We start from the raw sequence: 24,446 nt of genomic DNA on the forward strand, positions 1-24,446 counted from the left end.
TCAGCCTCCGAGTAGGTAGTCGAGGAGGCCGCTGACCGTTCCCTCGTTTGCCGGCGGTGGCCCTGCTCCGTCGCGGCCGCCGGGACCTCCGAGAAGGCCCTTGACCGTGTCGTTGAGTGTCTTGGGGAGCTCCTGGAGGGCGCCGGTGACCTTCGGTACCAGGTCGTTCAGCTTCTCCGGCGCGTTTGCCTGCGGACCCTTCGAGGGGGTGGGCGGGCTCGCCTCGTCAGACGGCGCGCCGCTGCTGGAGCCGGCCGTGGACTGCCCGCCCGTCTTCTTCGTCGCCGTTGGGCTGAGACGGGCGAGCACGCTGGTCGCCGTGTCGAGCGGCACGATCGCCTCGCCGCGGAAGACGTGGGACAGGCCGTCCCTGAACTGGATCGCCTTGGTCCAGTTGTCCGCGAGTGCGAAGAGGTTGTTCGTCGACTTCCCGATCGCCTGGCTCAACGGGGGCAGCTTCTCCGTGAGATCCGCAAGGCTGGATGCGGTCGGCGTCGCCAGACGGAGGACCGGCGTCGCCTGCTTACCGAGCCGCGTCAGAGCCGGCGCGGCCTGCGTGGCGGCTTTGAGCGTCGGGCGGGCGCTCTCCGTGAACGGGGCGACCTGTCGCAGGACATCGTCGAGCAACGGTGCCGAGGCGCTGATCTCCTGCGCCGCGGGCTTCAGCGGCTTGGTCGTCGCAGTGAGATCGGCGAGGAAGGCCTGGAGTTGCCGGAGGGTGCCGGGCGCCCGTGCCAGGGTCTGCTGCAGCGCAGCCCGGCGCTCGGCCAGCGTCTTCGCGGTGCCGCCGAGCGTCCCGACGAGCTTCGTCACCTCACGGCGACGCGCGGACATCTCGGCGACGAACCGATCGCCGGACTCCACGAGGCTGCCGAGGTTCTGATTGTCCGACACCAGCTCGTCGAGCAGGTCGTCCAGTCGATCGAGCGCGGTCGGGAGCTCGCCAATGACGCGACGCAGGTCCAGCCTCCGGCCGGCGACCGCGTTGCCGGCCTCGCTCAGGAAGATCGTCAGCCGCGCTCGGGTGCCGGCGTCCAGCACGTTCAACACCTGGTCGAGGTCCGTCGAGACGGAAACGTCCTTGCTCGGGACCCGCCAACCGTCTGCTGCCTCAGGACCCTGAGCCGGATCATCGATCTTGACGCTCTTCTGTCCGAGGAGGTTGATCGACGTGATGCCGACGCGGACTCCCTGATGCAGCGGCGCGTGATCGTCATCGATCTCGAGCTTCGCCGTGATTCGATCGTCGCTGCCGATCTTGAGCTTGACCTTTCCGATGCTGACGCCGCCCTGCTGAACGGGGGACCCGTCCCGCAGTCCAGCCGCGTCGTCGAGCGCGACTTCCAGCTGGTACGGCTCGCTCCGGGAGGTCACCCAGGCGATGGCTGCGAGCACGACCGCACCACCGAGGATGATCGGGATGATCCTGCGCATCAGGGCGCCTCCGTCTTCGATCCAGGCGTGGTCGACGCGCGGGTGGCGGGCTGGCGCGCCTCGGGATCCTTCGCAGGGTCCAGAGCATCCTTCGTGATCCCGCATTCCGGCTGGAACCAGGGCTGTCCCGCGTTGTTGCCGGGCGGCCGCGGGAAGGCGAACCTGATCCCGGGGTAGATCTTCGCCGCGGTCTCCGGCGTGTAGCTCTGCGTGTTCGTCGCCGCATACGGCAGTACCTGCGGATAGGCCCGAAAGAAGTGATCTCTGCCGTCTGTCGACGACAGGAAGTCGCCCCAGTTGGTGAAGAACGACACGATGTCCGGCGTGTAGGGCCGCAGGCACGGAAGCTGCTCGGTCAGCTGCTTGCCCACAGAGGCGACGTCGGGGAGCAGCGCGGTCGCCTTGTCGAGCAGCGCGTTGACGTCGGGCGACGCGCGGCGGACCGTGGCCAGCGTCGTGCGGGCGTCCGGGCCGACCTCGACCACCGTCTTCAACACGCGGTTGAGCGGACGAGCCAGCCGGCGTATCTCTCCGACGCCCGGATCGAGGCGGACGACGAGATCGTTCGCGGCCCTCAGCGTCGGGTCCGCGCGCTTGAGTGTGTCGCGGACGTTCGTGAAGGTCGCGGGGGAGCGCGCGAGCGTCTTCTCCAGGTTGTTCGACTCGGACGCCACCGCAGCGAACGTTCCCCGGGCGCCGTCCAGGAGGGAGCGGATGCCGGGATCCGACCGATCGATCGCTGTCGTGGTTCTGGCCGCCGATCGGAGCAACGTCTCGAGGTCGTCGGTGTCCGACGCAAGGTCGCCGAGCACGGTGCCGACCGTCTGGACGGGCCCGGGCGCGACGTCAAGCGCCCGTCCGAGCGGCTCGCTCGCCTGGTCGAGTGCCGGTCCGCCCGCGTCGAGCATCGAGCGCAGATCCGTGCGCAGCGGACGATCGAACATCGCGAGCAGCTCGTCGTACTCCACCGGGACGGCGAAGTTCTTCGCGGACATCTGGCCGCCATCGGCGATCGGGCGCGCGTCCGCCGAGCCGGGATGGATCTCGATGTACCGGTTGCTGAAACTCACCGTGCCGCCCCAGCGCAGGCGCATCGTGGTCTTGTCGGTGATCGGCCATGCGACGTCTTCGATATTGAGCGTGACGAGCGCCTTCCGGCCGCGATCGACCGACTGCACGTCGCGCACGTCACCGACGAGCGCACCGGCGGCCCGAACCTCCTGTCCCTTCAGAAGCCCGTGCGCATCGGGCAGGACGACGGACACCGTGCGGGGTCCTTCCCCGCCTGACGAGAGGACGACGACCAGGAGGAGCGTGATGATCACTCCGCCGACGAGAGCCGGGACTCCGAGGGACGCGCGACGTCGCCGCATCTCAGCCGCCCAAGGGAAGGTTGATGTTCGCGCCGTAGTACATGACCGACATCGCGCCGGCCAGGACATGCACCAGCACCAGGTTGACCTTCAACGAGCGGGCGACGGCGGTACCGACGTTGGCCGGTCCGCCCCGCGCCCGCATGCCGTAGAAGCACGCCGTGACCCCGCAGAACAAGGCGATCAGCGCCATCGTCAACGCTGCATAGAGCTCCATCGCGATCGACTGCATGCTCCATGCGACGCTCAGGAGCGACTCACCTGAGATCGCCTGGAGCACGAACGTCGCGTCGATCCATGCTCCTGCGGTCTGGCCGATGATGCAGATCGCCGCCCCGAGCGGTACGAACAGGAGCAGGGCGATCAGACGTGGGCCGACCACGAACCGCATCGGATCCACACCGGTCTGCTCGAGCGCGTCGATCTCCTGCTGGATGCGCATCGCACCGATCTCGGCGGCCATGCCGCAGCACGCCTTTGCGGCGATCACGTACCCGAACATCAGGGGGGCCGTCTGACGCGGCAGGGCGTACCCCGTGATGAGACCGCTGTAGTCGCCAGCACCGATCGGGCTCAAGAGGAAGTACGCCGCGTTCTGCAGCGTGAACCCCTGGAACATGTTCATCACGAGCAACATTCCCCAGGTGCCCGACATCAGGATCGCCGTCTGCCGCACGGTCTCCGACGCGTACCGGGGCGCACCGGCCATCCCGCGGATGCTGGCGCCGAAGAACTGCGCCCATTCGCCGGCTCCCGTGAGCGCGCCGTCGACGGCGTCGCGGGCCTTCGACGGAGCCGCCGTGGGGGGCGGACCTGCGCCTTTGACACTGGTGGCCATCGTCTCAGCCCCTCATCGCGCTGGCGGCCGGGAACAGCGCGCCATAGGCCAGGTTGAAGACGCTGTTGATGAGCCAGATCCCGAGAAACGTCAATACGACGGTCTCGTTGACCGCTCGGCCTACGCCCTCCGCACCGGCGCTCGTGGTGAGGCCCTTGTAGCAGCTCACGACACCGACGAAGAAGCCGATGATCGTCATCTTGAGGACCACGACGAAGAAGACATCTGTCGAGTGAAGGCTCATCACCCAGCTGTCGATCCAGACCCCTCTGCTGAAGCCGAGGACCGGGGGAGCCAGAAGAAGGTTGACCGACGACACGATGACGAGACTGACCATCGCGAGGACCGGAGCCACCATCGTGAGCGCCGCGACACGCGGCAGTACGAGCGTCCTCATCGTGGGCACGCCGAGCACGGCCAGCGCGTCGAGCTCCTCGCGGATCTTGCGCGCGCCGAGGTCGGCGGCCATCGCGCTCCCGACAACGCCGGCAAACACCATGCCGGTGACCCAGGTCGAGATCTCTCGGGTCCACACGATGTTCACGAACCCGCCCTCGCGGTCGAGGAGTCCCAGGTTCGCGACGACAAGTCCGAAGAGCAAGATGCCGAACCCGACGAGGTAGACGAAGTGCGAGAGCAGGAGCGGTCCGAACGAGCGCTTGCTTGCGGCCGATGCCTCCTCGAGCGCCTCGTCGAACCACCCTCGAGTCGTGAATGCGGTACGCACCACGCCCACGGCCATCTTGCCCATGCCGCCTACGGTCTCGAGACGCGTAAACGATCGTGAACCGACCGCGTTCGACGTCGCGTTCTCCACGAGACGCGTGATCAGGACACCCATACCGACACCTCCTCCATAGACAGACAGCGACACTACCCCGCCTCGTTCCCCGCGTGGAGCCTCCATCGGAGGGGTCTTGCACCCTCTCCAGCAGGTCTGAGACGCATCCAGCCGAGGGACCCTCGAGTCACCTCACTTCTCCGGCGTGCCGCCACAGTAAACGATCGCTAACTACAATGCTACGGCTGCGTGGGCGCCGAGGCGCCCGGACAGACTGCCGTTCAGCCGGGAAGCTGCTTTGCGGCCGCTGAGGATCGACGTATTGACAGACGAGAACGGGGCGTAGTCGCCGGCGAACTGCACCGGATCGTTCGGATCGACAGCACGATCCGCCTCGGCCATCAACCGGAACGCCCCAGGCTTGACCATCAGCGCGCAGTTCTCCCAGCGCTGAACGAGCACGTCTTCGAGAAGCGGCTCCAGGTCTCCGAACCACGGCCGCAGATGCTCGACCACCTGACTGATCACCCGATCGTCGGGGGTCTCCCAGTTGTCAGCGCACCACCCTGCCCGCATGAACACGCTGATGATGCCCTTCCCGGCCGGGGCACGATCGGGCGCCTTGTGATGGTCGAGGAAGATTGTGGTGACGTCGGCGCACTCGCGCTCCGGGACCATGACGTACATCTCGGGGTGCGCAGTCGCGCGCGACAGCCCGAGGTGGACGTTGACGCTCTGCGAGTACTCGGCCGACTCGAAGAACCGCCGTTGAGGGCCCTGAAGTTGCGGATAGAGCTCGAGGGCGTTCCGCGGCGGCGCGGCGATCACGCAGCCATCGAACACGTCGGTCTGCTCACCCATGTCGCCGCCGTATGTGACGACCACCCCGGCGTCGCTTCGTTCGACGTTCGCGACAGCTGTGTTGAGCCGAACCTCGCTGCCCTCGAGGAGCCGCGTCGGAAGGCTGTCCATCCCCCCCACGAGCGAATACATATGCGGCGTGAAGTGCTTCGCCGTCCAGAAGAACTGGGCAACCGAGGCCCCCTCGGGCGGAGCCAGCCATGCCCCGCGGACGAGCGTGCCGGTCAGGTACTGGTAGAGCTCCTCGTTCAGCTCGCGGAGCGAGTAGTCGCGTACCGATTCGGTGTCGTGCTCGACGAGCGACGCAACCTGCTCGTAGTCCATCGCCGAGCTCAGCTTGCGCGCATCGGCCGCGACCTTCCAGAGCTTGAGCTTGCTGCGGAACGACAGCAGGTCGGTTTTGAGGAAGCTACGCAGCGGGTGCCCCATGTCCAGCTGACGCAAGCGACCGTCACGCGGCACGGACCCGATCGGCTTGATGGTCAACACCTGGTCACCCATACCGACGCTCTCGGCTACGGTCTTCGTCAGGTCGTAGCTCCCGAGCAGCCCGACCGCTCCAGTGTCGAACATGAAGCCGTTGCGCCGCACCGTTCGCGCCCGTCCTCCGATCCAGTCGTTGGCCTCGAACACCGTCACGTGGTGGCCCTGAGCCCGCAGCTCGTGAGCCGCCATAGCCCCCGCGACCCCCGCACCGACGACCGCAAGCCGAGCACCGCTCATCGGAACGCCCCGTGGAACGAATCACGCAGATAAAGTGAACGATCGCTAACCAGCATAGGGGACTTCTACCTCCTCAACGGCCGCCGCGCAAGTGCAATCGCCATATCGCTCGCCTCAAGGTGCCCGAGCGCGCGTGTCGCTCAGGCAGGCGCGAGCCCGCGCGCGCGGGGCTCGACGACACCCGGCGCCAGCTTCGCCTCGACGCGCCGACTCGCCCTGACCATCAGCACGGTCATGCTCGCCATCCAGGTGAAGAAGGAGACCGAGAGCACGTACCACGTGAGCAGCCCGTTCCAGGCCAGGGGACCACTGTGAGTGAGGACCGCCAGGCTCCCGGATGCCACACCGAAAGACGACCATAGGCTGACGTACGCGGACCAACGAGGCAGCAGCGGGGCCTCGCTGTGGTCCTGCAGGACGACGATTGCCATCACCACCATCTGCACGATTGCGGTCCCTACGATTCCGACGAACGGGAGCCACGCCAGGTCATTGAGCATCTGCACGGTGGCAGCGTCGCGCTCGGGTCGGTAGGCAGCCGTCTGCCACACGAGCTGCGGAAACAGGAACTCGAGGAGCAGGCACGATCCGGCCACGAGCTGCACCGCCCCGAGCGGGGACTCAGAGCCGGCGATCTGCCGGATCTGGTGGGTCAGCGCCGCGACATAGAACGCCAGCAAGGGCGCGGCGACGGTGGCGATCAGGATCCCGACGCGGATTCGGTCGCGGTCCTCGAGAAACATCTGCTGCACGGCCTCTGCCGACATCTGAGGCGACGGCGGCGGAACGAAACCCGCAACGAACACGAAGCCAATAAGGAACACCGGGGCGAAGCCGAAGCCCGCCAGCGCGCAGAGCCGCTGATGCCGCTCGCTCATAAATCTCTCCCACCGTCGGATGTGTACCGCGTACACTACATCGTATGCTGGTGGCTCGAGGAGTTATCTTCTCCGCGTGCCCCCGACCGGCAAGAGAGCGACTCCCGTCGACCGCGATGCCGTCGTGGCTGCGGCAGTCCGGATCATCGACACCGACGGCGTGAGCGCTGTGACGATGCGGCGCCTCGCATCCGACCTCGGCGTCACGACGATGGCCGCCTACCGGCATGTGCGCAGCAAGGACGAGCTCCTGCAGCTCGTCGCTGCCTCGGTTGTTGCGGACATCCCGGCCGCGCCGCCCGACGCATCATGGGGGCGCGTGATCCACGACTTCTTCACCGCGTTCCACGATCGGCTGGTGGAGCACCCTGGCGTCGCCCTGCTCTTCGGCGGTCAGAGTTTCCTGAGCGAGCCGATCTACGCCGTATCCGACCATGTATTCACTGCACTTCTCGATGCCGGGTTCAGCCCCGAGTCCGCGGTCGCTCTGTTCATGGGTTGCGCGAGCTGCAGCATCGGCTCCGCGGTGCTCGAGGCCGCGGCGGCACAGTCCCGAATCGACACGAGCGACAGCATGCTGCTGATGTCCGCGCGGAAGTATCCGGGAATCGCGGCAGTGGCCGAGTTCATCCCGCAACGTCAGTCGTCGACCTCCCACGATCAAGCCCTCAGCAAGCTGGTCGCCGGCTACGCCGCGGTGCTCAGCTTGGCGGAGTAGCCACCCTCAAGCCACGAGGAACATGACGACGACGGCTGTGGCCACGGTCGCGACCCACCCTTCGAAGATAGCCCGCAGCCATCGCGGCGCGTCGCGAATCTCCATGAAGTCGAGTCCGACATACCGAAGCTTTGCGAACGCGACGGCCAGCACGAGTGCTCCCGCGGCGTCGGGATCGTCGAACCCGTGGTCGGTGCCAAGCCACCAAGAGAGCAACGTCGCGAGCACGAGCACGCCCCACACCGCGGTCGCGCGGGTTCGTAGGAGGTCAGCCATGGTCAATGCACCAGGTAGAGGAGCGGGAACAGGACGATCCACAGGAGGTCCACCATGTGCCAGAAGCACGCGGCCCCCTCGAAGAAGAACGACTGGTGCTTCGACAGGCTCGAACGCTTGCTGAGCGCGATCATCATCCCGAGCAGACCCATGCCGACGAGCAGATGCACGAAATGCACTCCGGTGAGCACGTAGAAGTACATGTAGAAGTCGTTCGTGGCGGGGTCGAGCCCATGATCGAGCTTGTTCGAGTACTCGATGATCTTGTTGATCGAGAATGCGATGCCGCAGACGAGGGCGCCGTAGAGCAACGGGGGCGCGAGCCTCGCGCGCCCGATCCGCACCGCACGGACAGTCATCACGACCAGCAGCGAACTTGCGAGCAACAGCAGCGTGTTGACCGCACCAAACGCTTGGGTCAGCGTCTGCTGGGATCGCGCGAACTCCGCCGGCTGCTCGCCGCGGTTATAGAGGTAGGCGATGAACAGCGCCGCGAAAATCGTGAGATCTCCGAGGATGAACATCCAAGTGCCGACCTCCGCCGGCAGCCGGCGACGCTCCGCTTTCAGTGGCGCTGGCCTGGCAGCGTCGACAGTCATCGATGGCAGTGAGGGACGAACTTCCATTGATAACGCACGTTAACCTACTCTAGGCCACGCGGCAAGGGTCACTCTCCCGGGGAAAGAGACTCGCGCGGACAAGAGCCGGCGCCGGCGCGTGGCCGAACGCATTGCGAACGGACGTTTACTTTTTTCAGCGTAGGTGCGACACTCCTCGTCCGACCGCTACCCCGCCCCGACCTCTCAGCCGCCGGCCGACTCCTGTTGCCATCAGCCACGAAACAAGCCCGCAGGCCCGTCAATCGCGGCGAGCGTCTGCTCTCAGCTGCCCGGAAGCTCTTTCACGAGCGTGGGTACAGCGCCGTGAGCGTCGACGACATCGGAGCGGAGTCCGGGCTCGGCGGCGGTTCATCGCTGTACCGATACTTCTCCGGGAAGGAGGCGCTGTTGGTGGCGCTCCTCGACGAGTCGCTCGACCGATACCTGATGGCGTTGCCCAGTCCGACCGACGACCCGATGGCCGACATACGGCTCGTCGCGACGACTCATGTCGCGATCACCATGGAGGCGCCTGATCTCGGGGGCCTCTTCGTGCGCGAGCTCCGTTCGCTGTCGAGCGAGAACGCACGCCGGATCGAGCGCCGTTCCGGCGTGTACCTCGGCGCGTGGGTGTCGTTCCTGCGCCGCGCCTACCCTGACACGCCCGCCAGCGAGCTCGAGGCGGCCGCGAGTACCGCGATGACGACCGCCGCGGCGCTGATCCTGCTTCCCCATCCGCGCGTGAACACAGACCACGAGGCGCTCGTCGCTGACATGATCGTGGCGTCGCTCAGCGCGCTCGAACGCGCTCGCTGATCGTGCGCGGGCGACTTCCCCGCCCAAGCCTCGCTCAGCCGGCCAGCTTGCGTAGCTCGGCGTCCAGCGCAGCCGCGGCTGCCTCGCCAGACGCGGTGGCCGCGGAGAGGTTCGGGGCTGACAGGTACTCGCCGGCGAGCACGACGGACTTGTCGTGTCGGGCGCTCCGAAAGCGGAACTCGCCCAGCCGCGCGTAGTGCCCGACCGGGCTGTATTGCTGCTCCCACCGGGTGATCTCGACGAACTGGACGGCGTCGGCCGTACCGGGCAGGAAGCTGTCGGCAGCCTCCACGGCAATCGCGGAGAGGCTGTCGTCGTGATCGTCGACATGGCGCTCACACCAGTCTGTCGTCAAGGTCGCGGTCAGGAGCCCCTTACCGGCCGGCGCGCGACCCGGTGCCTTGTTGTGGTCGAACCCGATCGCCCCCAGGAACGGGTGTTCTGAACGCGGCACCATCGCATAGGTGGTGTCCATGCCCGCTGGAGCGGCATCCAGCGCGATGTTCGGGGTGATGATCTTGCCGGCGCGCACCATCGAGAGGTAGTCACGTCGCCACTGATCCATGTCGGGGCGCACGGAGACCGCTCTCCGCGCCGGCAGCGCGACGACGCATCCGTCCACCGATCGCACGTGCTCGCCGTCCTCCTCGCGCCACGTCACCTCTGCGCCGTCGGCGGTCTGCCGTACCTCGACGACCTCCGCGCCCAGGACGACGTCGAGCTGATCGGCAAGCCCGTCGGCGTACGCGCCCATGCCGCCGCGGAACGCCAGGAGCTTGGCGCCGGCAAAGAGCGCGAGAATGCCAAGGAACTCGACCCGCGAGACGTCGCTCGGCTCCGTGGCGAAGATGCCTCGGATCGCCGGTCCGAGAAGGTGATCGCTGACCTCACGGCTGAGGTTCCCCTCCGCCCATTCGGCGAGCGTCATGCCGTCGTACTCCCCCGCCTCGACGATGCGCGTGGTTGTCGCCTTCCGCGCCCGCAGCACCTCGGGCACCAGTCTGGCTGCGGCGACCTTCGCGCGCGGCGACAGCGCTTGGGTCCTCACAAAATCGCGGACGATGCGCTCGCCGTCGAGGCGGTGCACCTTCCCGTCGCGTACGAGTCCGAAGACGAATCCGCCCGGCACGAGCTGGTCGGAGAGGCCGGCGTCCGCAGCGATCCCCAGGAGGTTCCGGTGCGTCGTCGGGAGGAAGATCGCTCCTTTATCCAACAAGAACCCGTCGCGCCGTCGCGAGCACATCTTGCTGCCGGCCCGCAAGCTTTGCTCGAGGACCTGGACCGCGTGCCCCGCCTGCTGGAGTCGGAAGGCGGCAGCGAGCCCCGCTGGACCTCCTCCGGCAACGATGATCTGCGACCGAGCCATGTGTGACGACCTCCCGGTGAGCGAGTTGCGCGACGCCCTGGTCTCCTCACTCCAGCGGCCGAGAGCGAGACGCTACCACAATTGCTAACGGACGTTAACTTTGGATAGGCTTGTGGTTGATGCCACTCATTGCGGTCGAACCCAGAGTCGAGATCTACGCGCAGGACATCGGAGACGGGCCTCCTGTGGTTCTGCTTCACGGCTGGGCATTCGATCACCGGATCTGGGACCGACAGGTCGGCGCGCTCGCGGACGCCGGCCACCGGGTGGTCTGTGTCGACCTTCGAGGTCATGGCCGGTCTGACCGCCCGTATGGGGACTACTCGGTCGAGCGCCTCGGACAAGACGTCGTCGCGGTGCTCGACACACTGGAGCTGGAGGACGTGACGCTGGTCGGCTGGTCGCTCGGCGGATTGACGGCGTTCCGGGTGGCAACGACGTCGTCGTCACGTCTCAGGCGGCTCGTCCTTGTCGCGTCGAACGGCGTCGCGACGACCAGGAAGCCCACGTTCCCTTTCGGCGCCCCTGCCGAAGCTCACGAAGAGTTCGTCATCACTCGCGAAAAGGCGGACCGCCTTGAGTCACGCCGCAGCCTCATCGCCGGCGCATTCGCCCAGCAACCGACGGAGGCCCTCATCGCTCGAGTCCTCGAGCTGACCCTTGCCACGCCATCGTGGGCCGGCGCGGCGACCCTGAGCACGTTGATGCAGACGGACCAGGTCGCAGGCCTCGCCGACCTTCGCGTGCCAGTGGCCCAGATCGTAGGCGAGAAGGACCCGATCTTCTCGCATCGAGCTGGCGCGTGGCTCGCCGAACAGATTCCTGACCTGCACCGCATCACCCTCGACGGATGCGGTCACTACCCGATGATCGAGGCACCGGATGCATTCGATGCGGCGTTGCTGAAGTCCGCGTCGCTGTAGCGGGTTCCCCAGCGACACGCGTGGGCCGGGATGAGAAAAGAGAGGGAGTCATCCCGGCCCGCGTCGACGCGTCATGCACGACACATCGCTCATGCGTGCGCTTGAGTTCCGACGTCACCAGACTATCAGATGAGTGAACGTTCGTTATCTTTGGACCCCGCGCAGCGCAGGTTCGCCTCGTCGACCCCCACTCTTCTGCGCGCCGAACAGCGCTAGGTTCCAATGCTCACACCGGCACGTACCGAGATCCAAGAGTCGGGCGCCCCGACCGCGACCAACAATCGCTATCGCCGTCCCGTCGTCGTGTTGACCCCGGGTTGCGACGCCGACGAGGCCATCGACGTCGCCCTGGCGCTAGCCGAGGAGGACGCAGCGCTCCTCTTCCTGTGGCTCTGGCCGGCGCCGCGGCCGTGGCTGCTCGGTGCGGGCCCTGCTTACGTCGAAGCCGGCCGCAGTGGTGGTGTCGCGGGCCTCAACGCCGCACTGCGTCACGTTCACCCGATTGCTGCGGCGACCGACATGCGCTCCGATGCTGTCGACCTCAGCGAACTCCTCCGCGACCACGACCCCGACGCCGTCCTCGTCGCGCCAGATCCCCCGCGCAGACGATGGCTTCGCCGCACGACGCGAGCCGAGTGCCGCCGCATCGCGACGATGACCGCCGCGCCGGTACGCGCACTCGATCCAGCCGCTGACCTTCGCGGGCCCCCCAAGGTCGGTCCACCGTCACCCGCTGACGGCAACCACCCACGGTAACGGGCTTCGACGCACTTCAGGAGCCCTCCACCATGGAGTTAACGGACGTTAGCTTTTGCGATAGGGTGGGCTGGTCCCCAACCGAGGTATCACGACGTGACCGACCAGATCGTTGGCCAGCAAGACCAGCTGGAGCTCGACCACAGCACGAAGATGATGATCGAGACGGTGCGCGACTTCGCGAAGGCCCGCGTCGCTCCCGGCGTGATCGAGCGCGACCGCGAGGAGCGGTTTGACCGCGACCTCGTCAAGGAGCTGGGCGCCCTGGACCTGCTGGGGGGAATCGTTCCCTCCGAGTACGGCGGCACCGGGCTCAGCCATGTCGCGTTCTCCGCTCTGCTCCAGGAGATGTCACGCACCGATCACCTGATGGGCTTGGTCATGTCGTTCCCGAGCGGCCTCGCGGGATCGGGCCTGCTGAACTTCGGCACCGAGGAGCAGAAGCAGGAGTATCTCCCTGGTCTGTGCTCCGGCGACATCATGTTCTCGGCAGCGGTCACCGAGCCCGCGTCGGGCACGGGGGTCGCCGACATGCAGACCATCTGCCGGCGGGACGGCGACGAGTACGTGATCGACGGCGCCAAGACCTGGATCAGCCTGATCGACGTCTGCGACTACGTACTGACCTTCGCCACGCTGGATCGCAGCGGCGGCCGGAACGCGGTGTGCGCGTTCCTCGTCCCGCGCGACGCTCCGGGGTTGACTCTCCGGCCGTTCAAGAACAAGCTGGGGTTCCGTGGCGTGGCTTCTGGCGAAGTCTTCCTCGAGGAGGTTCGCGTCCCGGCGGCCAACCGCGTCGGTGAAGAGGGCCAGGGGTACGGCGTGGCGATGTCCGCCGTCGAGACCGGGCGCCTTGGCGTTGCGTCCCGGGCCCTCGGCATCGCCCAGGACTGCCTCGACCGCTCGGTTGCGTACAGCCGCGAGCGTCTGGTCTCAGGTCAAGAGATCGGCCGCTTCCAACTGGTGCAGTCGATGATCGCCGACATGGTGATCGGCCTCGAGGGAGCGCGCGCGATGACATACGACTACGCCCTCAAGCGTGACGCCGGCGACCGGGCGCGGCGTGAGGCGTCCCTCGCGAAGATGCACGCCAGCGATGTCTCGATGATGGCGGCGACACACGCGGTGCAGATCCACGGCGCGTTTGGCACCCACGAGGAGTACCACGTCGCGCGCCACTTCCGGGACGCGAAGGTCCTGCAGATCGTCGAAGGGCAGAACCAGCTGCACCGCGGGATGGTCGCCGAGTACGCGCTCGGCTACCGCGGCGGGCGTTAGCCACGTGAGCTTGAGGCGGCGCGCGGCGCCGCCTCAAGCTCGCTGGCGAATCCGACGAGCGCGGAGTTGAACCCGGCGGGGCGCTCGAACATCGGGCAGTGGCCGCATCGCTCGAGGACCATCAGGCGAGCATCGGGCAGTGACGCCGCCAGGGCTTCGGCTTGCGCGACCGGCAGGATGCGGTCGTTCGCCCCCCAGACCAGCAGTGTCGGACCCTCCAGGCGGTCGGCGCCGCTGTCCGCCGCCGCATGTGCGCCGGCGACGAGAGCGTCAGAAAATCCCGGGGTGGCCATGAGCGGGACGATCTCGCGAGCCAGTTGCCCTGAGAGTCCGGCAGTGTCATAGAGCCCGAGGCGGAACACCAAGCGGCGGAGCCGGGGGCGCCGCGCGACAGCCCGCAGCGCAGCTGGGCTGAAGAGCCCGTTGAACGCCTGGAAGCCTCGTACGATCAGCGCGAGCCGCCGCTCGCTGAGCGCGATGCCGCCCGCGCAGGCGAGGACCAGACCCGCCACCCGCTCCGGGGCGCCGAGCGCGAGCCGGATGGTCGCAAGCCCGCCCATCGAGTGGCCGACGACGATGACCGGCGGGAGAGCCAGGGCATCGATCAAGGCGAGTAGCGTCGCTGAGTGGGCGTCGAACGTCGCGCCGGGCGCGAGCACGTCCGACCCGCCGAACCCCGGCAGGTCGACGGCCACCACTCGGTGTCCGGCACCGGCGAGCGCCGGGATGTTCTCGAGCCAGGTCTGCCAGCTTCCGCCGAGACCGTGCACGAGGAGGAACGGGGGACCCGACCCGTAGTCGACGTAGCGCACGGACCGGTCGAGCACGCGTATGTCATGCACGTGCTCCGACCAGTCGATGTCCGTCCACCGGGGGAGGTGACCCGTTGCCTGGCTCATGAAATCAGCGCTTGGGTTTGAGCCCCAGGCGGCGTCGCCAGTCGCGCATGCCGAGGAGGCGAACGGCCCGGTCCGTCGACTTGTTCTTTCGCCTGGAGTGCGGGTACCAGTGCACTTCGGTCTTCAGATCGACCCGCTCGGCCACGAACGCCTGCTGCCGGCAGAACTTCAGGACGCCGTTCGGGCCCCCGAAACGGTGGCCGATCCCGGACTCCTTCCAACCTCCCATCGGGAGTGGGAACTGGAAGACGTTCGCGAGCGCGTTGTTGATGCTCACGCCGCCGGTGAGGAACTCGCGACTGAGTCGATCCGCGCGATCGGCGTCAGCGGTCCAGATGCTCCCACCGAGACCGTACGGGGAGTCGTTCGCCAAGCGCATCGCTTCGATCTCGTCGGCGACCTTCATGACCGGTAGCGTCGGCCCGAACGTCTCTTCGCGCATGCAGACCATGCTGTGGTCGACGTCCACGAGGACCGTCGGCGGGTAGAACAGCCCGTGCGCGGCGCGTTTGCCGCCGGTGAGTGCCTTCGCGCCCTTGGCGATGGCGTCGTCGACGTGGCGCTCCACGAGCTCAAGCTGGGCTTCGGTCGCCATCGCGCCGAGGTCCGCCTGGTACGCCCCTACCGGGTCCATCCCCTGCCGAAGCCTCTTCACGCCGGCGGTGAGCTTGCTGACGAACTCGTCGTAGATCGGTGCCTCGACGTAGATCCGCTCGATGGCGATGCACGACTGACCTGCGTTGAACATCCCGCCCCAGATCGCACCGCCGACAGCGCGGTCGACGTCGGCGTCTGCGAGCACGACCATCGCGTCCTTGCCGCCCAGTTCGAGGCTGCACGGGATCAGGCGCTCCGCCGCACGGATGCCGATCTTCTTGCCGGTCTTCGTCGAGCCTGTGAACTGGATCATGTCGACCGCGTCGACCACGGCCGCGCCGGTTCCTCCGAGGCCCGTGGCGCACCCGAGGACTGGCGGCGCGCCGATCTCCTCGTTCCAGCCGCGCACGACCTCGGTCCATGCGAGCGGGGTGACCTCCGACGGCTTGGTCAGCACCGCGGCGCCGGCCATCAGCGCGCCCGGGACATCCATCAGCGGCATCCCGAGCGGGTAGTTCCAGGGGAAGATCATCCCGACCAGCGGGTACGGCTTGTAGTGGACCTCGAGACGTTTGGTGAGGGACGCCGGCCCATGGGGCCGCAGGCTCTTGTCGGCGAGGAACGCCGCGCCGTTCTTCGCGTAGTAGTTGATGACCTCGACGGCGACCATGATCTCGATGCCGGTGTCGCCCCAGGACTTGCCTGACTCCGACTGTACGAGCTCGAGCAAGCGACGCTCGTTGTCCATGATCCAGTCCAGCCACTTGTACAGGTAGGTCGCGCGGCCGTCCGGGCCAAGGGCCTCCCAGGCGGGCTGAGCGGCGCGGAGGTCAGCGGCGAGCGCCGTGACCTCGGACGCGGCCATGTTGGGCAGACTCCCCGCAACGGCGCCGTTCGCGGGGCAGAGGATGTCAAACGTCTTCCCGGCTGCCCTTCCGTCGGGTGAGCTGTCGTGAATGCTGTCCGGGCCGGATGAAACTGCCATGGTTCGCTCTCTCCTGTCAGCGTGGTCGGCGCGTACGCGCCACCGAGGACGATAACTGTCGTTAACTACGTGTCGCGGGAGGCAGCCGCTCGGCTTGCCATTCGTCTGCGGATTGGGCTAGCTCTCCGTACGCAGCACGTAATCGCCGATGTCTGCCTGCCGTGCCATCGCCCAATACTGCGCGTTCGTCCAGGGCATGTTCGCGACGATCCGCCCCTTGCTGTTGCGGTAGTACGTCGTCATGCCGGGATGCGTCCAGATCGTGCGGCTTAGTGCCTCGTCCAGGCGTTCGTTGTACGCGTCGTGGACGTCCTGCCGGCATTCGAAGCTGGTCGTCTCCCGCTCGGCGACCTGCCGGAGGAGATCCATGAGATACCGCACCTGGATCTCGACGCTCATCACGTGGCTCCCTCCGTGTCCGGCGTTGGTGTTCGGGCCGAAGAGCATGAAGAAGTTCGGGAAGTCCGGGACGGTGATACCGAGGTAGGCCCGTGCGTCGTCCTCGCCCCACGTGTCGCGGAGCGTCGCGCCGGAGCGCCCGGTCACGGTGATCGACCCGAGCATGTTCAGCGTCTGGAAGCCGGTCGCGAACACCAGGACATCGGCGGGATACAGGGTGCCGTCAGCGGTCACGACTCCCTCGGGACGGATCTCCACCACATGGTCGGTCACAAGGTCCACGTCGTCGCGGCTCACCGCGCGAAACCACCCGTTGTCGATGAGGGGCCGCTTGCCGTAAGGCGGGTAGGTCGGCAGGCACTTCTCGCGCAGCTCGTCCCAGTGCTCTCCGAGCTCGGCCTGGATGTACGACGTGAGGAACTTGCGATGACTTTCGCTGATCCGGTTGATCGAGCGCTCGGGGTGCGGCCACTCCCGGTCGATCTGCAGCGCAGCGTGCAGACGCTCGCCGTACGTCCACACAAGCTGCGCCCGGTACCAGCTGGCGTAGTTCGGCACGTCGGCCATCGCGCGGATGACGCCGCCCGGGACCTCGCGCTTGTAGTTGGCGTTCGGCACGGCCCACTGCGGCGACCGCTGGAACACCGTCAGCCGACTCGGAGTACCCGCGAGGGCGGGGACCAGCTGCATCGCGCTGGCCCCGGTGCCGAGCACCACGACGCGCTTCCCAGCGAGGTCGACGTCCTCCCGCCACTCGGCGGTGTGGAAGGCCGGCCCGGCAAAGGTCTCGATGCCCGGTATCCGCGGGTACGCAGGACGGTTCATCAGCCCGACGGCACTCAGGACCATGCGTGGATGGAGCTCCTCGACGCTGCCGTCCTGCGTCCGGACCGTCACCGTCCAGCGTTGGCTGCCCTCGTCCCAAGATGCTGCGTCGACCTCGACGCCGTAGCGAATGTGCTCGGCCACGTGATGCTCAGCCGCGACGCGCTCCAGATACGCGCGCAGTTCGTGCTGCTTCGCGAAGTATTGCGGCCAGTCTGGCCGCGCCGCGAACGAGAATGAGTAGAAGTGCGACGGGGTGTCGACGCCGCACCCTGGATAGGTGTTCTCGAGCCAGGTTCCGCCGAGCGCGTCGTTCTTCTCGAGCACCGTGTACGGAATCCCGGCCGCCTCCAGTTCGATCGCCGCCGCAATCCCAGAGAACCCGCTGCCGATGACGAGCACGTCCAACGCCCTCGCCGCCGGCGTGTCAGGCACCTGAACCCGCCGATCGGTGATGCCCATCTCGTCCAGCAGCAGACCGCCGGCCTCGTCGGGAACGGGCGTGGCCATCGCGTGCGTGAGCCACCGAGCGACCTGCGCACTGCTCGGGTCGGCCGCGGGCGCGAGCTGACCGCCGCGCACGGCGGTCACGACCTCGACGACCTTGTTGCGGATCTCGTCCTGCAGCGCTTTTGGATGGCCGCCGGTGTCGTTGTCGCCACCACCGCGCGCCGGTTTCGGTCGATAGGGCTCGTCGAGCCACCGCTCGTCCCCGGTGAGGTGCGTAAGGACGAGGAGGAGAGTCGGGATGTTCGCGTCCTCGAGCGCCTCCCGGAGGTCCGTCGTTGCCGGGTCCAGGGTCGCTGGCGTGCTGGAATCCATGAGGAATTATATGTTAGCGGTCGTTCACTGATTTCGCTACGCTCCGGCGATGGGACCCCTCGCAGGTGTGAAGATCGTGGAGATCGGCTCGATCGGCCCCGGGCCGTTCGCAGCGATGATCCTGAGTGACCTCGGCGCTGACGTCGTCCGCGTCGACCGGCCGCAGCAGACACGGCTGGTGCCGAGCGACGTCCCGGACCCGGTGATGCGTGGTCGACCGGCAGTTCCCGCGGACCTGAAGACCGCAGCCGGCCGGGAGCTCGTGCTCGAACTCGCCGCGACCGCCGATGCGGTCATCGAAGGCTTCCGACCCGGTGTCCTCGAGCGTCTCGGTCTCGGCCCGGACGTCCTGCGGGCGCGGAACGCGCGCCTCGTGGTGGGCCGGATCACGGGCTACGGCCAAGATGGGCCGCTGTCCCAGGTGCCGGGCCACGACGTGAACTACATCAGCGTCTCGGGCGCCCTCGGCGGAATAGCACGAGAGGGCAACCGGCCGCTGTTCCCGTTGAACCTCCTCGGAGACTACGGCGGCGGCGGCATGCTGCTGGCGCTGGGGGTTATCAGTGCCGTCCTCGAGGCGCGGTCCTCTGGGCGTGGACAGGTCGTCGACGCGGCGATGGTCGACGGCTCGGCCCTGCTCACGACCGTCTTCCACGGGCTTCGTGCCGGCGGCGGATGGAGTGACACGCCGGGGACCAACGTGCTCGACTCCGGCGCCCACTTCTACGAGGTCTACGAGACGAGCGACGGCGGCTACATCTCGGTCGGGGCCATCGAGCGGCAGTTCTACGCGGACCTGCTCCGGATCCTCGGGGTCGAGCCGGCAGAGGCGCCCCAGTGGGACAAGGCGCGCTGGCCCGCGCTCAAAGTTCGGTTCGCCGAGATCTTCCGTTCGCGGTCCCGGGACGAGTGGGCGGCTCTGCTCGAGCACGCGGATGCCTGCGCCACACCTGTGCTCTCGATCGGCGAGGCTCCGCAACATCCGCACAACGTTGCGCGCGGCACGTTCATCGAGGTCGACGGTGTCGTCCAGCCTGCGGCCGCCCCGCGCTTCAGTCGGACCCCGGGAGACGCCGCACGGCCGGTCCCCACTCCGGTGGACGCCCTCCGCGCGTGGGGCCTGGCGCCCGCCACGATCGCCGAGGTCCTCGAGGTCGGCGCGGCCGGCTGAGAGCCGGAGACGCGGTCACGGCGGCGTCACCCGAGGCCCAGGTTCGCCGCGACTGCCTCGGCGAGCTCTTGATCCGAACCGCCGTGCAGACTGAGGAAGCGGGCGTCGATGAACGCTGGCGCGATCGCGTACTCGACCATGTATCCGTAGCCGCCATGGAACTGGACACCGGCGTCGACAGCACGGCCGTGGACGCTCGTCGCCAGCAGCTTCGCTGCGGCGGCCCGGCCGGCGGTCACGCGTCCGTGGCGGTGGTCTCCGAGGCACCCGTCGACCACGGACTCGGCGCCATCGAGTTCCGCTGCGACCCTCCCCAGAGCCTGCCGTGTGTTCTGGAAGCTCCCGATCGGTGCGCCGAACGCCCGCCGGTCGCGCACGTAGTCGATGGTGAGGCCGAGCGCGGCGCGCGCGCCGGCAGCAGCAGCAGCGGCGAGGAGGAGCCGTTCGACCGTCAGCAGCTCCTCGACGTCGGCGTCGATCAGGATCCCGTCTGCCTGCACGTGGACGTCGTCCAGCGTGACGTCGGCGAACCCGGCCGCGCGCAGACCGAGCGGGGGCGCTGACGGCGTGACGGACAGGCCGGAGGCATCACGCTCCAGCGCGACGATCCTGGGGCCCTCGTCGGTCGTCACGAGCAGGATCAGGAGACCGGCGTCGATGCCACCGACCACCATTCTGGCGATTCCGTCGAGCACCAGACCGTCACCGCTCGAGGCCGCACGGATACGGCTATGGAGGGCTGAGGTTGCGCGAAGCTCAGCGGTGACGACGCGTTCGAGCCAGGCTGCACGCCGACTGTCAGGAGTGCCTGCACGCAGCGCGCGCGTCGGGATGTCGTCGTGTGCGATCAGCACCAGCGCGAAGGCGGGGACCAGGGCGTGCATGGCCTCTTCGACGATGATCGCCGGGTAGCGGACGTCGTCGACGCCGAGACCGCCCATGTCCTCCGGGACGCCGACGCCGACGAACCCGTGCTCCGCCGCTGCCCGGATGACGGCATCCGGAATGCGCCCGGCCTCGTCCCACGCTTCTGACGCCCCGAGCACCGTGCGCTCCAGGTGCGTGCGAAAGCTCTCGCGATACGTCTCGTGCTCGTCGTCGAAGTGCTGGCGACCGGCGGTGCGCGCTGCAGCGATGGGTGCCATCCGTCAGCGTCCCGTCCAGACCGGCGGGCGCTTTTCCACGAACGCGCGGGCGCCCTCTTTGGCGTCGTCGGACTCCCGGACCGGACTGATAAGCGGCGCTTGCCGTCCGAACGCCTCGGCGTCCGACCAGTCAGCGGACTCGATCACGATCTGCTTCGACGCCGCGACCGCCATCGGCGCACCGGCCGCGATGCGTGCTGCGAGCTCCCTGGCACGGCTCAGCGCCTCGCCATCGGGGACGACGAGGTTGACGAGCCCGATCGCGTAGGCCCGCTGCGCGCTGATCCGCGCACCCGTCGTGACGAGCTCGAGCGCGAGGTTTCGCGGCAGACGCTGCGCAATCCGGAACACGCCGCCGGCCGCGGCGACCAGGCCCCGTCCGACCTCCGGCAAGCCGAAGGTCGCGCTCTCGGCGGCGACGATCATGTCGCAGGCCAGGGCGATCTCGAACCCGCCGCCGAGCGCCGGCCCTTCGATCGCGGCGATGAGCGGCGTCACCGGAGGCCGCTCGACGATCCCGAACGCTCCGCGGGACGCGGTCAGCGGTCGTTCGCCCGTGGCCGAGAACGCCTTGAGGTCCATACCCGCGCAGAAGAAGCCGCCGGCTCCCGTGAGCACACCGGCCCGGAGGTCGTCGCGCGCCTCGAACGTATCGAGCGCGGCAGCCAGCGCCTCCGCAGCCTGGAGGTTGATGGCGTTGCGCACCGTCGGCCGGTTCAGCGTGATGACCGCGACACCATCGGCGCTGTCGAGGATGACCGGCGCGGCCGTGGTGGACTCCATCAGCGAGGCGCCATCCTGATCGCGCCGTCCAGCCGGATCGTCTCGCCGTTCAGCATTGCGTTCTCGACGATGTGCACGGCGAGCTTTCCGTACTCGTCGGGCTCACCGAGGCGGCTGGGGTGCGGGACCGTCTTCGCCAGCGAGTCCTTCACCTCGGCGGGCAGGCGATTCAGCAGTGGCGTGTCGAACGTGCCGGGCGCGATGGTGTTCACGCGGATGAACTTCCCGGCGAGGTCGCGCGCAGCGACGATCGTCATCCCGACGATTCCGGCCTTCGCGGAGGCGTACGGGATCTGCCCGATCTGGCCCTCGAACGCCGCGACCGACGCGGTGAGGATGCAGACACCCCGATCGCCGTCGACCGGCTCGTTCTTCGCCATCCGGGCGGCCGCAAGGCGCAGGACGTTGAAGGTGCCGATGAGGTTGATGGTGATGACGTCGCTGTAGGTCTCCAATGAGCCGGGGTTGCCTTCGCGGTCGACGAGGCGGACGGCGCCACCGCGCCCGGCGCAGTGGACGAGGATGCGGAGCGGGCCGGCTTCCTCGGCGGCGTCGTACGCCGCGTTCATGGCGTCGACGTCACGCACGTCGGCGGGCATGAAGCGCACATCGTCGCCGAGGTCTGCCGCGACCGCCTCCCCGTCGGACGAGGGCAGGTCGACGATGGTGACCTTCGCGCCGCGCTCGAGCAGCCGGTGGGTCGTGGCGAGGCCGAGGCCGGACGCGCCGCCCGTGACGAGCGCTGAGGTTCCTTCGATGTCCATGTGGTGTTGGCCTCCTAGAGCCGTTCGATGATCGTCGCGTTCGCCATGCCGCCGGCCTCGCACATGGTCTGCAGACCCCAGCGTCCGCCGGTCGCCTCCAGCCCGTGGAGCATCGTCGTCATCAGGCGGGCGCCCGAGGCGCCGAGCGGATGGCCGAGGGCGATCGCCCCGCCGCGCGGGTTGACCTTCTCGAGGTCCGCGCCGAAGTGCTTGGCCCAGGCCAGCGGGACAGGGGCGAACGCCTCGTTGACCTCGATGTGGTCGAAGTCCTCGACGCTCATACCGGTCCGAGCGAGGACCTTCTCGGTCGCCGGGATCGGTCCGGTGAGCATCAGGATCGGGTCGGCCGAGGCCACGGACATGGCGTGGATCCGAGCGCGCGGTCGCAGGCCGAGAGCGGCAGCCTTCTCCTCGCTCATGATGAGCAGGGCGGCGGCGCCGTCCGCGAGCTGCGACGAGTTGCCTGCTGTCGTGCTCCATCCGAGGTCCGGGAATCGCTCGCGGTACTCGGGCGCGTCGAACGCGGACTTAAGCCCGGCGAGCGTCTCGACGGACGTGTTCGGGCGGATCGTCTCGTCGGTGTCGACCACACGCGGACCGGAGCCGTTGCCGTCGACGGTGATCGGGACGATCTCCGCCGAGAGGTCCGTCGCCGCGGCCTGCTGCTGCGAGCGCGCCGCGAAGACGTCGAGGTCGTGCCTCGAGAGCCCCCAGTCGCGGGCGATGAGCTCGGAGGAGATGCCCTGCGGGACGAGGCCAGGTGCGTACCTCTCGGCCACCTTCGGCCCGGCGGGGTCCTTGCCCATGCGTGCGGTGAACATCGGGACACGGCTCATCGACTCCACGCCGCCGGCGACGACAATGTCGTAGACGCCGGTCATGATGCCCATCGCAGCGAAATCGACGGCCTGCTGAGCCGAGCCACAACGGCGGTCGACCGTGGTGGAGGGGACGGTGTCTGGAAGGCCTGCCCCGAGCCACGCCCAACGCCCGACCGGGCCTGCCTGTTCGGCGACCTGGCTGACGCAGCCCATGATCACATCGTCGACCTCGACCGGGTCGAAGTCGTTACGGGCGATCAGCTGCGTGAAGACCTGCCCGAGGAGCTCGGCTGGATGGACGCCGGAGAGGGCGCCACCAGGACGGTCGTCCTTCGGGGCCTTCCCCTTCGCCATCGGGGAGCGTGCAGCGTCGACGATTACTGCGGTGCGCATGTCCATGCGGGGTGCCTCCTCAGGCATCCGTCGGTTAGAGGCCCATCGCCTTGGCGACGATGACCTTCATGATTTCGGTGGACCCGCCGTAGATCCGGCTCACACGGGCGTCCGCGAAGGCACGGCCGACGGGGTCGACGCGGTTGTAGGCGGCTGCCCCGAGCACCTGCAGGCAACGGTCGGCGACCGTGCCCTGCAGCTCGGTGCAGAAGAGCTTGACGGCCGCGGCGTCCGCAGGATCGAGGTCGCGCTGTTCGTGAGCGTCGAGCGCGCGGTCGGCGAGAGCCTGGCCTGCAGCGACATCAGCGTGGCAGCCGGCGAGCGCGAACTTCGTCGCCTGATCCGGGGCGCCTTCGTCCTGCGTCCTCCGCTGCACGGCAGCCACGGTCTGATCAAGCGCCGCTACCGCTGCTGCTTGAGCGTTCAGGGCGATCGACAGACGCTCCTGCGCGAGGTTGTTGGTCATGTACTCGAACCCCCGGCCCTCGTCGCCCAGCCGACTTGAAGCGGGGACGACCATGTCGGTGAAGAAGAGCTCTGAGAGGTCTTGCGTGCGGAGGCCGATCTTCTCCAGCTTCCGGCCACGCTCGAAGCCGTCGCTGGCGGCCTCGACGACGAGCAGGCTGATCCCGCGACGCCCCGCCTCGGGGTCGGTCTTCACGGCGAGGACGACGAGATCCGCGCTCAGGCCGTTGGTGATGAAGGTCTTGCCGCCATCGACGACGTAGTAGTCGCCGTCTCGACGTGCCCTGGTCGCCATCGCCTTCATGTCGCTCCCGGCCGCAGGCTCGGACATCGCCAGCGCGCACACAGCGTCGCCGCTGGTCAGACGCGGCAACCACGCCTCGTGCTGCTCGGCGGTCCCGTACTCGAGGAAATACGGCATGCAGATGTCGGTCTGTACGCGGAGCCCTCCGAGGGTCAGGCCGAGGCGCTGCGCCTCCTCGGTCACGATCGCGCTGTGCTTGAACGTCGCGCCGGGCTTACCACCGTACGCATCGGGCACGCCGATGCCGAGGATTCCGAGCTCACCGCAGCGCTTCCAGAACCATCGCGGCGGTGTGCCGGTCGCTTCCCAGCTCAGGTACTCCGGAACGACCTCGGTTTCGAAGAAGCGGCGCACCGAGACCCGGAAAGCCTCGTGCTCTGGCGTGTAGACGGTGCGACGCATAGGCTGAGTAAATGATAACGCACGTTAACTATTGATGACCCGCCATAGGCC

General features: G+C 67.9%; 23 protein-coding genes and 1 pseudogene. 7 read left to right on the forward strand and 17 right to left on the reverse strand.

What is annotated here, in order from left to right; translation table 11 throughout:
- The 6 genes from DSM112329_RS21165 to DSM112329_RS21190 all read right to left on the reverse strand — a co-directional run bounded on the left by DSM112329_RS21165 (window position 1) and on the right by DSM112329_RS21190 (window position 6,888).
- On the reverse strand, window positions 1-1,434 hold the full coding sequence (locus tag DSM112329_RS21165) for an MlaD family protein (RefSeq protein ID WP_354698544.1): 1,434 nt from the start codon (window positions 1,432-1,434) through the stop codon (window positions 1-3).
- Window positions 1,434-2,876 (reverse strand): MlaD family protein, encoded by a 1,443-nt coding sequence (locus DSM112329_RS21170; RefSeq protein ID WP_354698545.1) that lies wholly within the window; start codon window positions 2,874-2,876, stop codon window positions 1,434-1,436. The genes DSM112329_RS21165 and DSM112329_RS21170 overlap by 1 nt, the downstream gene beginning before the upstream one ends.
- The gene (locus tag DSM112329_RS21175; RefSeq protein WP_354698546.1) at window positions 2,809-3,645 is read right to left on the reverse strand and encodes an ABC transporter permease; all 837 of its coding nucleotides are present in this window, start codon (window positions 3,643-3,645) and stop codon (window positions 2,809-2,811) included. Before DSM112329_RS21175 ends, DSM112329_RS21170 begins: the two co-directional genes overlap by 68 nt.
- A gap of 4 nt (window positions 3,646-3,649) precedes the next feature.
- A complete protein-coding gene (locus DSM112329_RS21180) occupies window positions 3,650-4,486 on the reverse strand; it encodes an ABC transporter permease (protein WP_354698547.1) in 837 nt (278 codons plus the stop codon).
- A gap of 171 nt (window positions 4,487-4,657) precedes the next feature.
- Complete coding sequence (locus DSM112329_RS21185) at window positions 4,658-6,010, reverse strand: NAD(P)/FAD-dependent oxidoreductase (RefSeq protein ID WP_354698548.1); 1,353 nt, start codon at window positions 6,008-6,010, stop codon at window positions 4,658-4,660.
- A gap of 140 nt (window positions 6,011-6,150) precedes the next feature.
- Window positions 6,151-6,888: a hypothetical protein gene (locus DSM112329_RS21190; protein WP_354698549.1), complete on the reverse strand. Its 738-nt coding sequence runs from the start codon at window positions 6,886-6,888 to the stop codon at window positions 6,151-6,153.
- Window positions 6,889-6,964: 76 nt separating this feature from the next.
- Here DSM112329_RS21190 and DSM112329_RS21195 point away from each other — a divergent pair, with 76 nt between their 5' ends.
- Window positions 6,965-7,606 carry a TetR family transcriptional regulator gene (locus tag DSM112329_RS21195; RefSeq protein ID WP_354698550.1) on the forward strand — a complete coding sequence of 214 codons (642 nt, stop codon included), beginning with the start codon at window positions 6,965-6,967 and terminating at the stop codon, window positions 7,604-7,606.
- Window positions 7,607-7,612: 6 nt separating this feature from the next.
- Here DSM112329_RS21195 and DSM112329_RS21200 read toward each other — a convergent pair whose 3' ends face one another.
- Window positions 7,613-7,882: a cytochrome C oxidase subunit IV family protein gene (locus DSM112329_RS21200; protein WP_354698551.1), complete on the reverse strand. Its 270-nt coding sequence runs from the start codon at window positions 7,880-7,882 to the stop codon at window positions 7,613-7,615.
- A 2-nt stretch (window positions 7,883-7,884) separates the two neighbouring features.
- A complete protein-coding gene (locus DSM112329_RS21205; protein ID WP_354698552.1) occupies window positions 7,885-8,508 on the reverse strand; it encodes a cytochrome c oxidase subunit 3 in 624 nt (207 codons plus the stop codon).
- A gap of 198 nt (window positions 8,509-8,706) precedes the next feature.
- Here DSM112329_RS21205 and DSM112329_RS21210 point away from each other — a divergent pair.
- Window positions 8,707-8,889: pseudogene (locus tag DSM112329_RS21210) on the forward strand (helix-turn-helix domain-containing protein); the annotation flags it as partial.
- 3 nt (window positions 8,890-8,892) lie between these two features.
- Window positions 8,893-9,297, forward strand: a complete 405-nt coding sequence (locus DSM112329_RS21215) for a hypothetical protein (RefSeq protein WP_354702543.1) — start codon at window positions 8,893-8,895, stop codon at window positions 9,295-9,297.
- A 34-nt stretch (window positions 9,298-9,331) separates the two neighbouring features.
- On the opposite strand, the gene DSM112329_RS21220 is transcribed toward DSM112329_RS21215, so the two are convergent.
- The gene (locus DSM112329_RS21220) at window positions 9,332-10,663 is read right to left on the reverse strand and encodes an FAD-dependent oxidoreductase (RefSeq protein ID WP_354698553.1); all 1,332 of its coding nucleotides are present in this window, start codon (window positions 10,661-10,663) and stop codon (window positions 9,332-9,334) included.
- Between the two features lie 119 nt (window positions 10,664-10,782).
- Between DSM112329_RS21220 and DSM112329_RS21225 the strand changes: the two genes are divergently transcribed.
- From DSM112329_RS21225 to DSM112329_RS21235, 3 genes are all read left to right on the forward strand, one after another.
- Window positions 10,783-11,586 (forward strand): alpha/beta hydrolase, encoded by an 804-nt coding sequence (locus DSM112329_RS21225; RefSeq protein ID WP_354698554.1) that lies wholly within the window; start codon window positions 10,783-10,785, stop codon window positions 11,584-11,586.
- 222 nt (window positions 11,587-11,808) lie between these two features.
- Window positions 11,809-12,342: a hypothetical protein gene (locus DSM112329_RS21230; protein WP_354698555.1), complete on the forward strand. Its 534-nt coding sequence runs from the start codon at window positions 11,809-11,811 to the stop codon at window positions 12,340-12,342.
- Between the two features lie 96 nt (window positions 12,343-12,438).
- On the forward strand, window positions 12,439-13,620 hold the full coding sequence (locus tag DSM112329_RS21235; protein ID WP_354698556.1) for an acyl-CoA dehydrogenase family protein: 1,182 nt from the start codon (window positions 12,439-12,441) through the stop codon (window positions 13,618-13,620).
- On the opposite strand, the gene DSM112329_RS21240 is transcribed toward DSM112329_RS21235, so the two are convergent.
- From DSM112329_RS21240 to DSM112329_RS21250, 3 genes are all read right to left on the reverse strand, one after another.
- Window positions 13,617-14,447 carry an alpha/beta fold hydrolase gene (locus tag DSM112329_RS21240; RefSeq protein WP_354698557.1) on the reverse strand — a complete coding sequence of 277 codons (831 nt, stop codon included), beginning with the start codon at window positions 14,445-14,447 and terminating at the stop codon, window positions 13,617-13,619. The genes DSM112329_RS21235 and DSM112329_RS21240 overlap by 4 nt on opposite strands.
- Before the next feature lie 76 nt (window positions 14,448-14,523).
- Window positions 14,524-16,074 carry an aldehyde dehydrogenase family protein gene (locus tag DSM112329_RS21245; RefSeq protein ID WP_354702514.1) on the reverse strand — a complete coding sequence of 517 codons (1,551 nt, stop codon included), beginning with the start codon at window positions 16,072-16,074 and terminating at the stop codon, window positions 14,524-14,526.
- Window positions 16,075-16,218: 144 nt separating this feature from the next.
- Entirely contained in the window at window positions 16,219-18,147 is a 1,929-nt protein-coding gene (locus DSM112329_RS21250; RefSeq protein WP_354698558.1) for an NAD(P)/FAD-dependent oxidoreductase, read from the reverse strand.
- A gap of 49 nt (window positions 18,148-18,196) precedes the next feature.
- Between DSM112329_RS21250 and DSM112329_RS21255 the strand changes: the two genes are divergently transcribed.
- Complete coding sequence (locus DSM112329_RS21255; protein WP_354698559.1) at window positions 18,197-19,318, forward strand: CaiB/BaiF CoA-transferase family protein; 1,122 nt, start codon at window positions 18,197-18,199, stop codon at window positions 19,316-19,318.
- Between the two features lie 26 nt (window positions 19,319-19,344).
- Here DSM112329_RS21255 and DSM112329_RS21260 read toward each other — a convergent pair whose 3' ends face one another.
- The 5 genes from DSM112329_RS21260 to DSM112329_RS21280 are packed head-to-tail and all read right to left on the reverse strand — an operon-like array spanning window position 19,345 to window position 24,395.
- A complete protein-coding gene (locus DSM112329_RS21260) occupies window positions 19,345-20,463 on the reverse strand; it encodes an acyl-CoA dehydrogenase family protein (RefSeq protein WP_354698560.1) in 1,119 nt (372 codons plus the stop codon).
- Between the two features lie 3 nt (window positions 20,464-20,466).
- A complete protein-coding gene (locus DSM112329_RS21265; RefSeq protein WP_354698561.1) occupies window positions 20,467-21,246 on the reverse strand; it encodes a crotonase/enoyl-CoA hydratase family protein in 780 nt (259 codons plus the stop codon).
- Entirely contained in the window at window positions 21,246-22,010 is a 765-nt protein-coding gene (locus DSM112329_RS21270; protein ID WP_354698562.1) for an SDR family NAD(P)-dependent oxidoreductase, read from the reverse strand. Before DSM112329_RS21270 ends, DSM112329_RS21265 begins: the two co-directional genes overlap by 1 nt.
- Before the next feature lie 14 nt (window positions 22,011-22,024).
- Complete coding sequence (locus tag DSM112329_RS21275; protein WP_354702515.1) at window positions 22,025-23,224, reverse strand: thiolase family protein; 1,200 nt, start codon at window positions 23,222-23,224, stop codon at window positions 22,025-22,027.
- A gap of 34 nt (window positions 23,225-23,258) precedes the next feature.
- The gene (locus tag DSM112329_RS21280; protein ID WP_354698563.1) at window positions 23,259-24,395 is read right to left on the reverse strand and encodes an acyl-CoA dehydrogenase family protein; all 1,137 of its coding nucleotides are present in this window, start codon (window positions 24,393-24,395) and stop codon (window positions 23,259-23,261) included.
- Window positions 24,396-24,446: the final 51 nt, after the last annotated feature.

The sequence above is a fragment of the Paraconexibacter sp. AEG42_29 genome (genome assembly GCF_040581415.1).
Classification (GTDB): domain Bacteria; phylum Actinomycetota; class Thermoleophilia; order Solirubrobacterales; family Solirubrobacteraceae; genus Paraconexibacter.

Excerpts from the sequence above, each read along its gene's own strand:
- DSM112329_RS21220 (WP_354698553.1), bottom strand. The coding sequence starts at position 10,663 with ATGGCTCGGTCGCAGATCATCGTTGCCGGAGGAGGTCCAGCGGGGCTC.
- DSM112329_RS21170 (WP_354698545.1), bottom strand. The coding sequence starts at position 2,876 with ATGTCCTGGCCGGCGCGATGTCGGTCATGTACTACGGCGCGAACATCA.
- DSM112329_RS21230 (WP_354698555.1), top strand. The coding sequence starts at position 11,809 with ATGCTCACACCGGCACGTACCGAGATCCAAGAGTCGGGCGCCCCGACC.
- DSM112329_RS21165 (WP_354698544.1), bottom strand. The coding sequence starts at position 1,434 with ATGCGCAGGATCATCCCGATCATCCTCGGTGGTGCGGTCGTGCTCGCA.
- DSM112329_RS21185 (WP_354698548.1), bottom strand. The coding sequence starts at position 6,010 with ATGAGCGGTGCTCGGCTTGCGGTCGTCGGTGCGGGGGTCGCGGGGGCT.
- DSM112329_RS21270 (WP_354698562.1), bottom strand. The coding sequence starts at position 22,010 with ATGGACATCGAAGGAACCTCAGCGCTCGTCACGGGCGGCGCGTCCGGC.
- DSM112329_RS21180 (WP_354698547.1), bottom strand. The coding sequence starts at position 4,486 with ATGGGTGTCCTGATCACGCGTCTCGTGGAGAACGCGACGTCGAACGCG.
- DSM112329_RS21175 (WP_354698546.1), bottom strand. The coding sequence starts at position 3,645 with ATGGCCACCAGTGTCAAAGGCGCAGGTCCGCCCCCCACGGCGGCTCCG.
- DSM112329_RS21225 (WP_354698554.1), top strand. The coding sequence starts at position 10,783 with ATGCCACTCATTGCGGTCGAACCCAGAGTCGAGATCTACGCGCAGGAC.
- DSM112329_RS21200 (WP_354698551.1), bottom strand. The coding sequence starts at position 7,882 with ATGGCTGACCTCCTACGAACCCGCGCGACCGCGGTGTGGGGCGTGCTC.
- DSM112329_RS21275 (WP_354702515.1), bottom strand. The coding sequence starts at position 23,224 with ATGCGCACCGCAGTAATCGTCGACGCTGCACGCTCCCCGATGGCGAAG.
- DSM112329_RS21205 (WP_354698552.1), bottom strand. The coding sequence starts at position 8,508 with ATGGAAGTTCGTCCCTCACTGCCATCGATGACTGTCGACGCTGCCAGG.
- DSM112329_RS21280 (WP_354698563.1), bottom strand. The coding sequence starts at position 24,395 with ATGCGTCGCACCGTCTACACGCCAGAGCACGAGGCTTTCCGGGTCTCG.
- DSM112329_RS21250 (WP_354698558.1), bottom strand. The coding sequence starts at position 18,147 with ATGGATTCCAGCACGCCAGCGACCCTGGACCCGGCAACGACGGACCTC.
- DSM112329_RS21190 (WP_354698549.1), bottom strand. The coding sequence starts at position 6,888 with ATGAGCGAGCGGCATCAGCGGCTCTGCGCGCTGGCGGGCTTCGGCTTC.
- DSM112329_RS21260 (WP_354698560.1), bottom strand. The coding sequence starts at position 20,463 with ATGGCACCCATCGCTGCAGCGCGCACCGCCGGTCGCCAGCACTTCGAC.
- DSM112329_RS21265 (WP_354698561.1), bottom strand. The coding sequence starts at position 21,246 with ATGGAGTCCACCACGGCCGCGCCGGTCATCCTCGACAGCGCCGATGGT.
- DSM112329_RS21255 (WP_354698559.1), top strand. The coding sequence starts at position 18,197 with ATGGGACCCCTCGCAGGTGTGAAGATCGTGGAGATCGGCTCGATCGGC.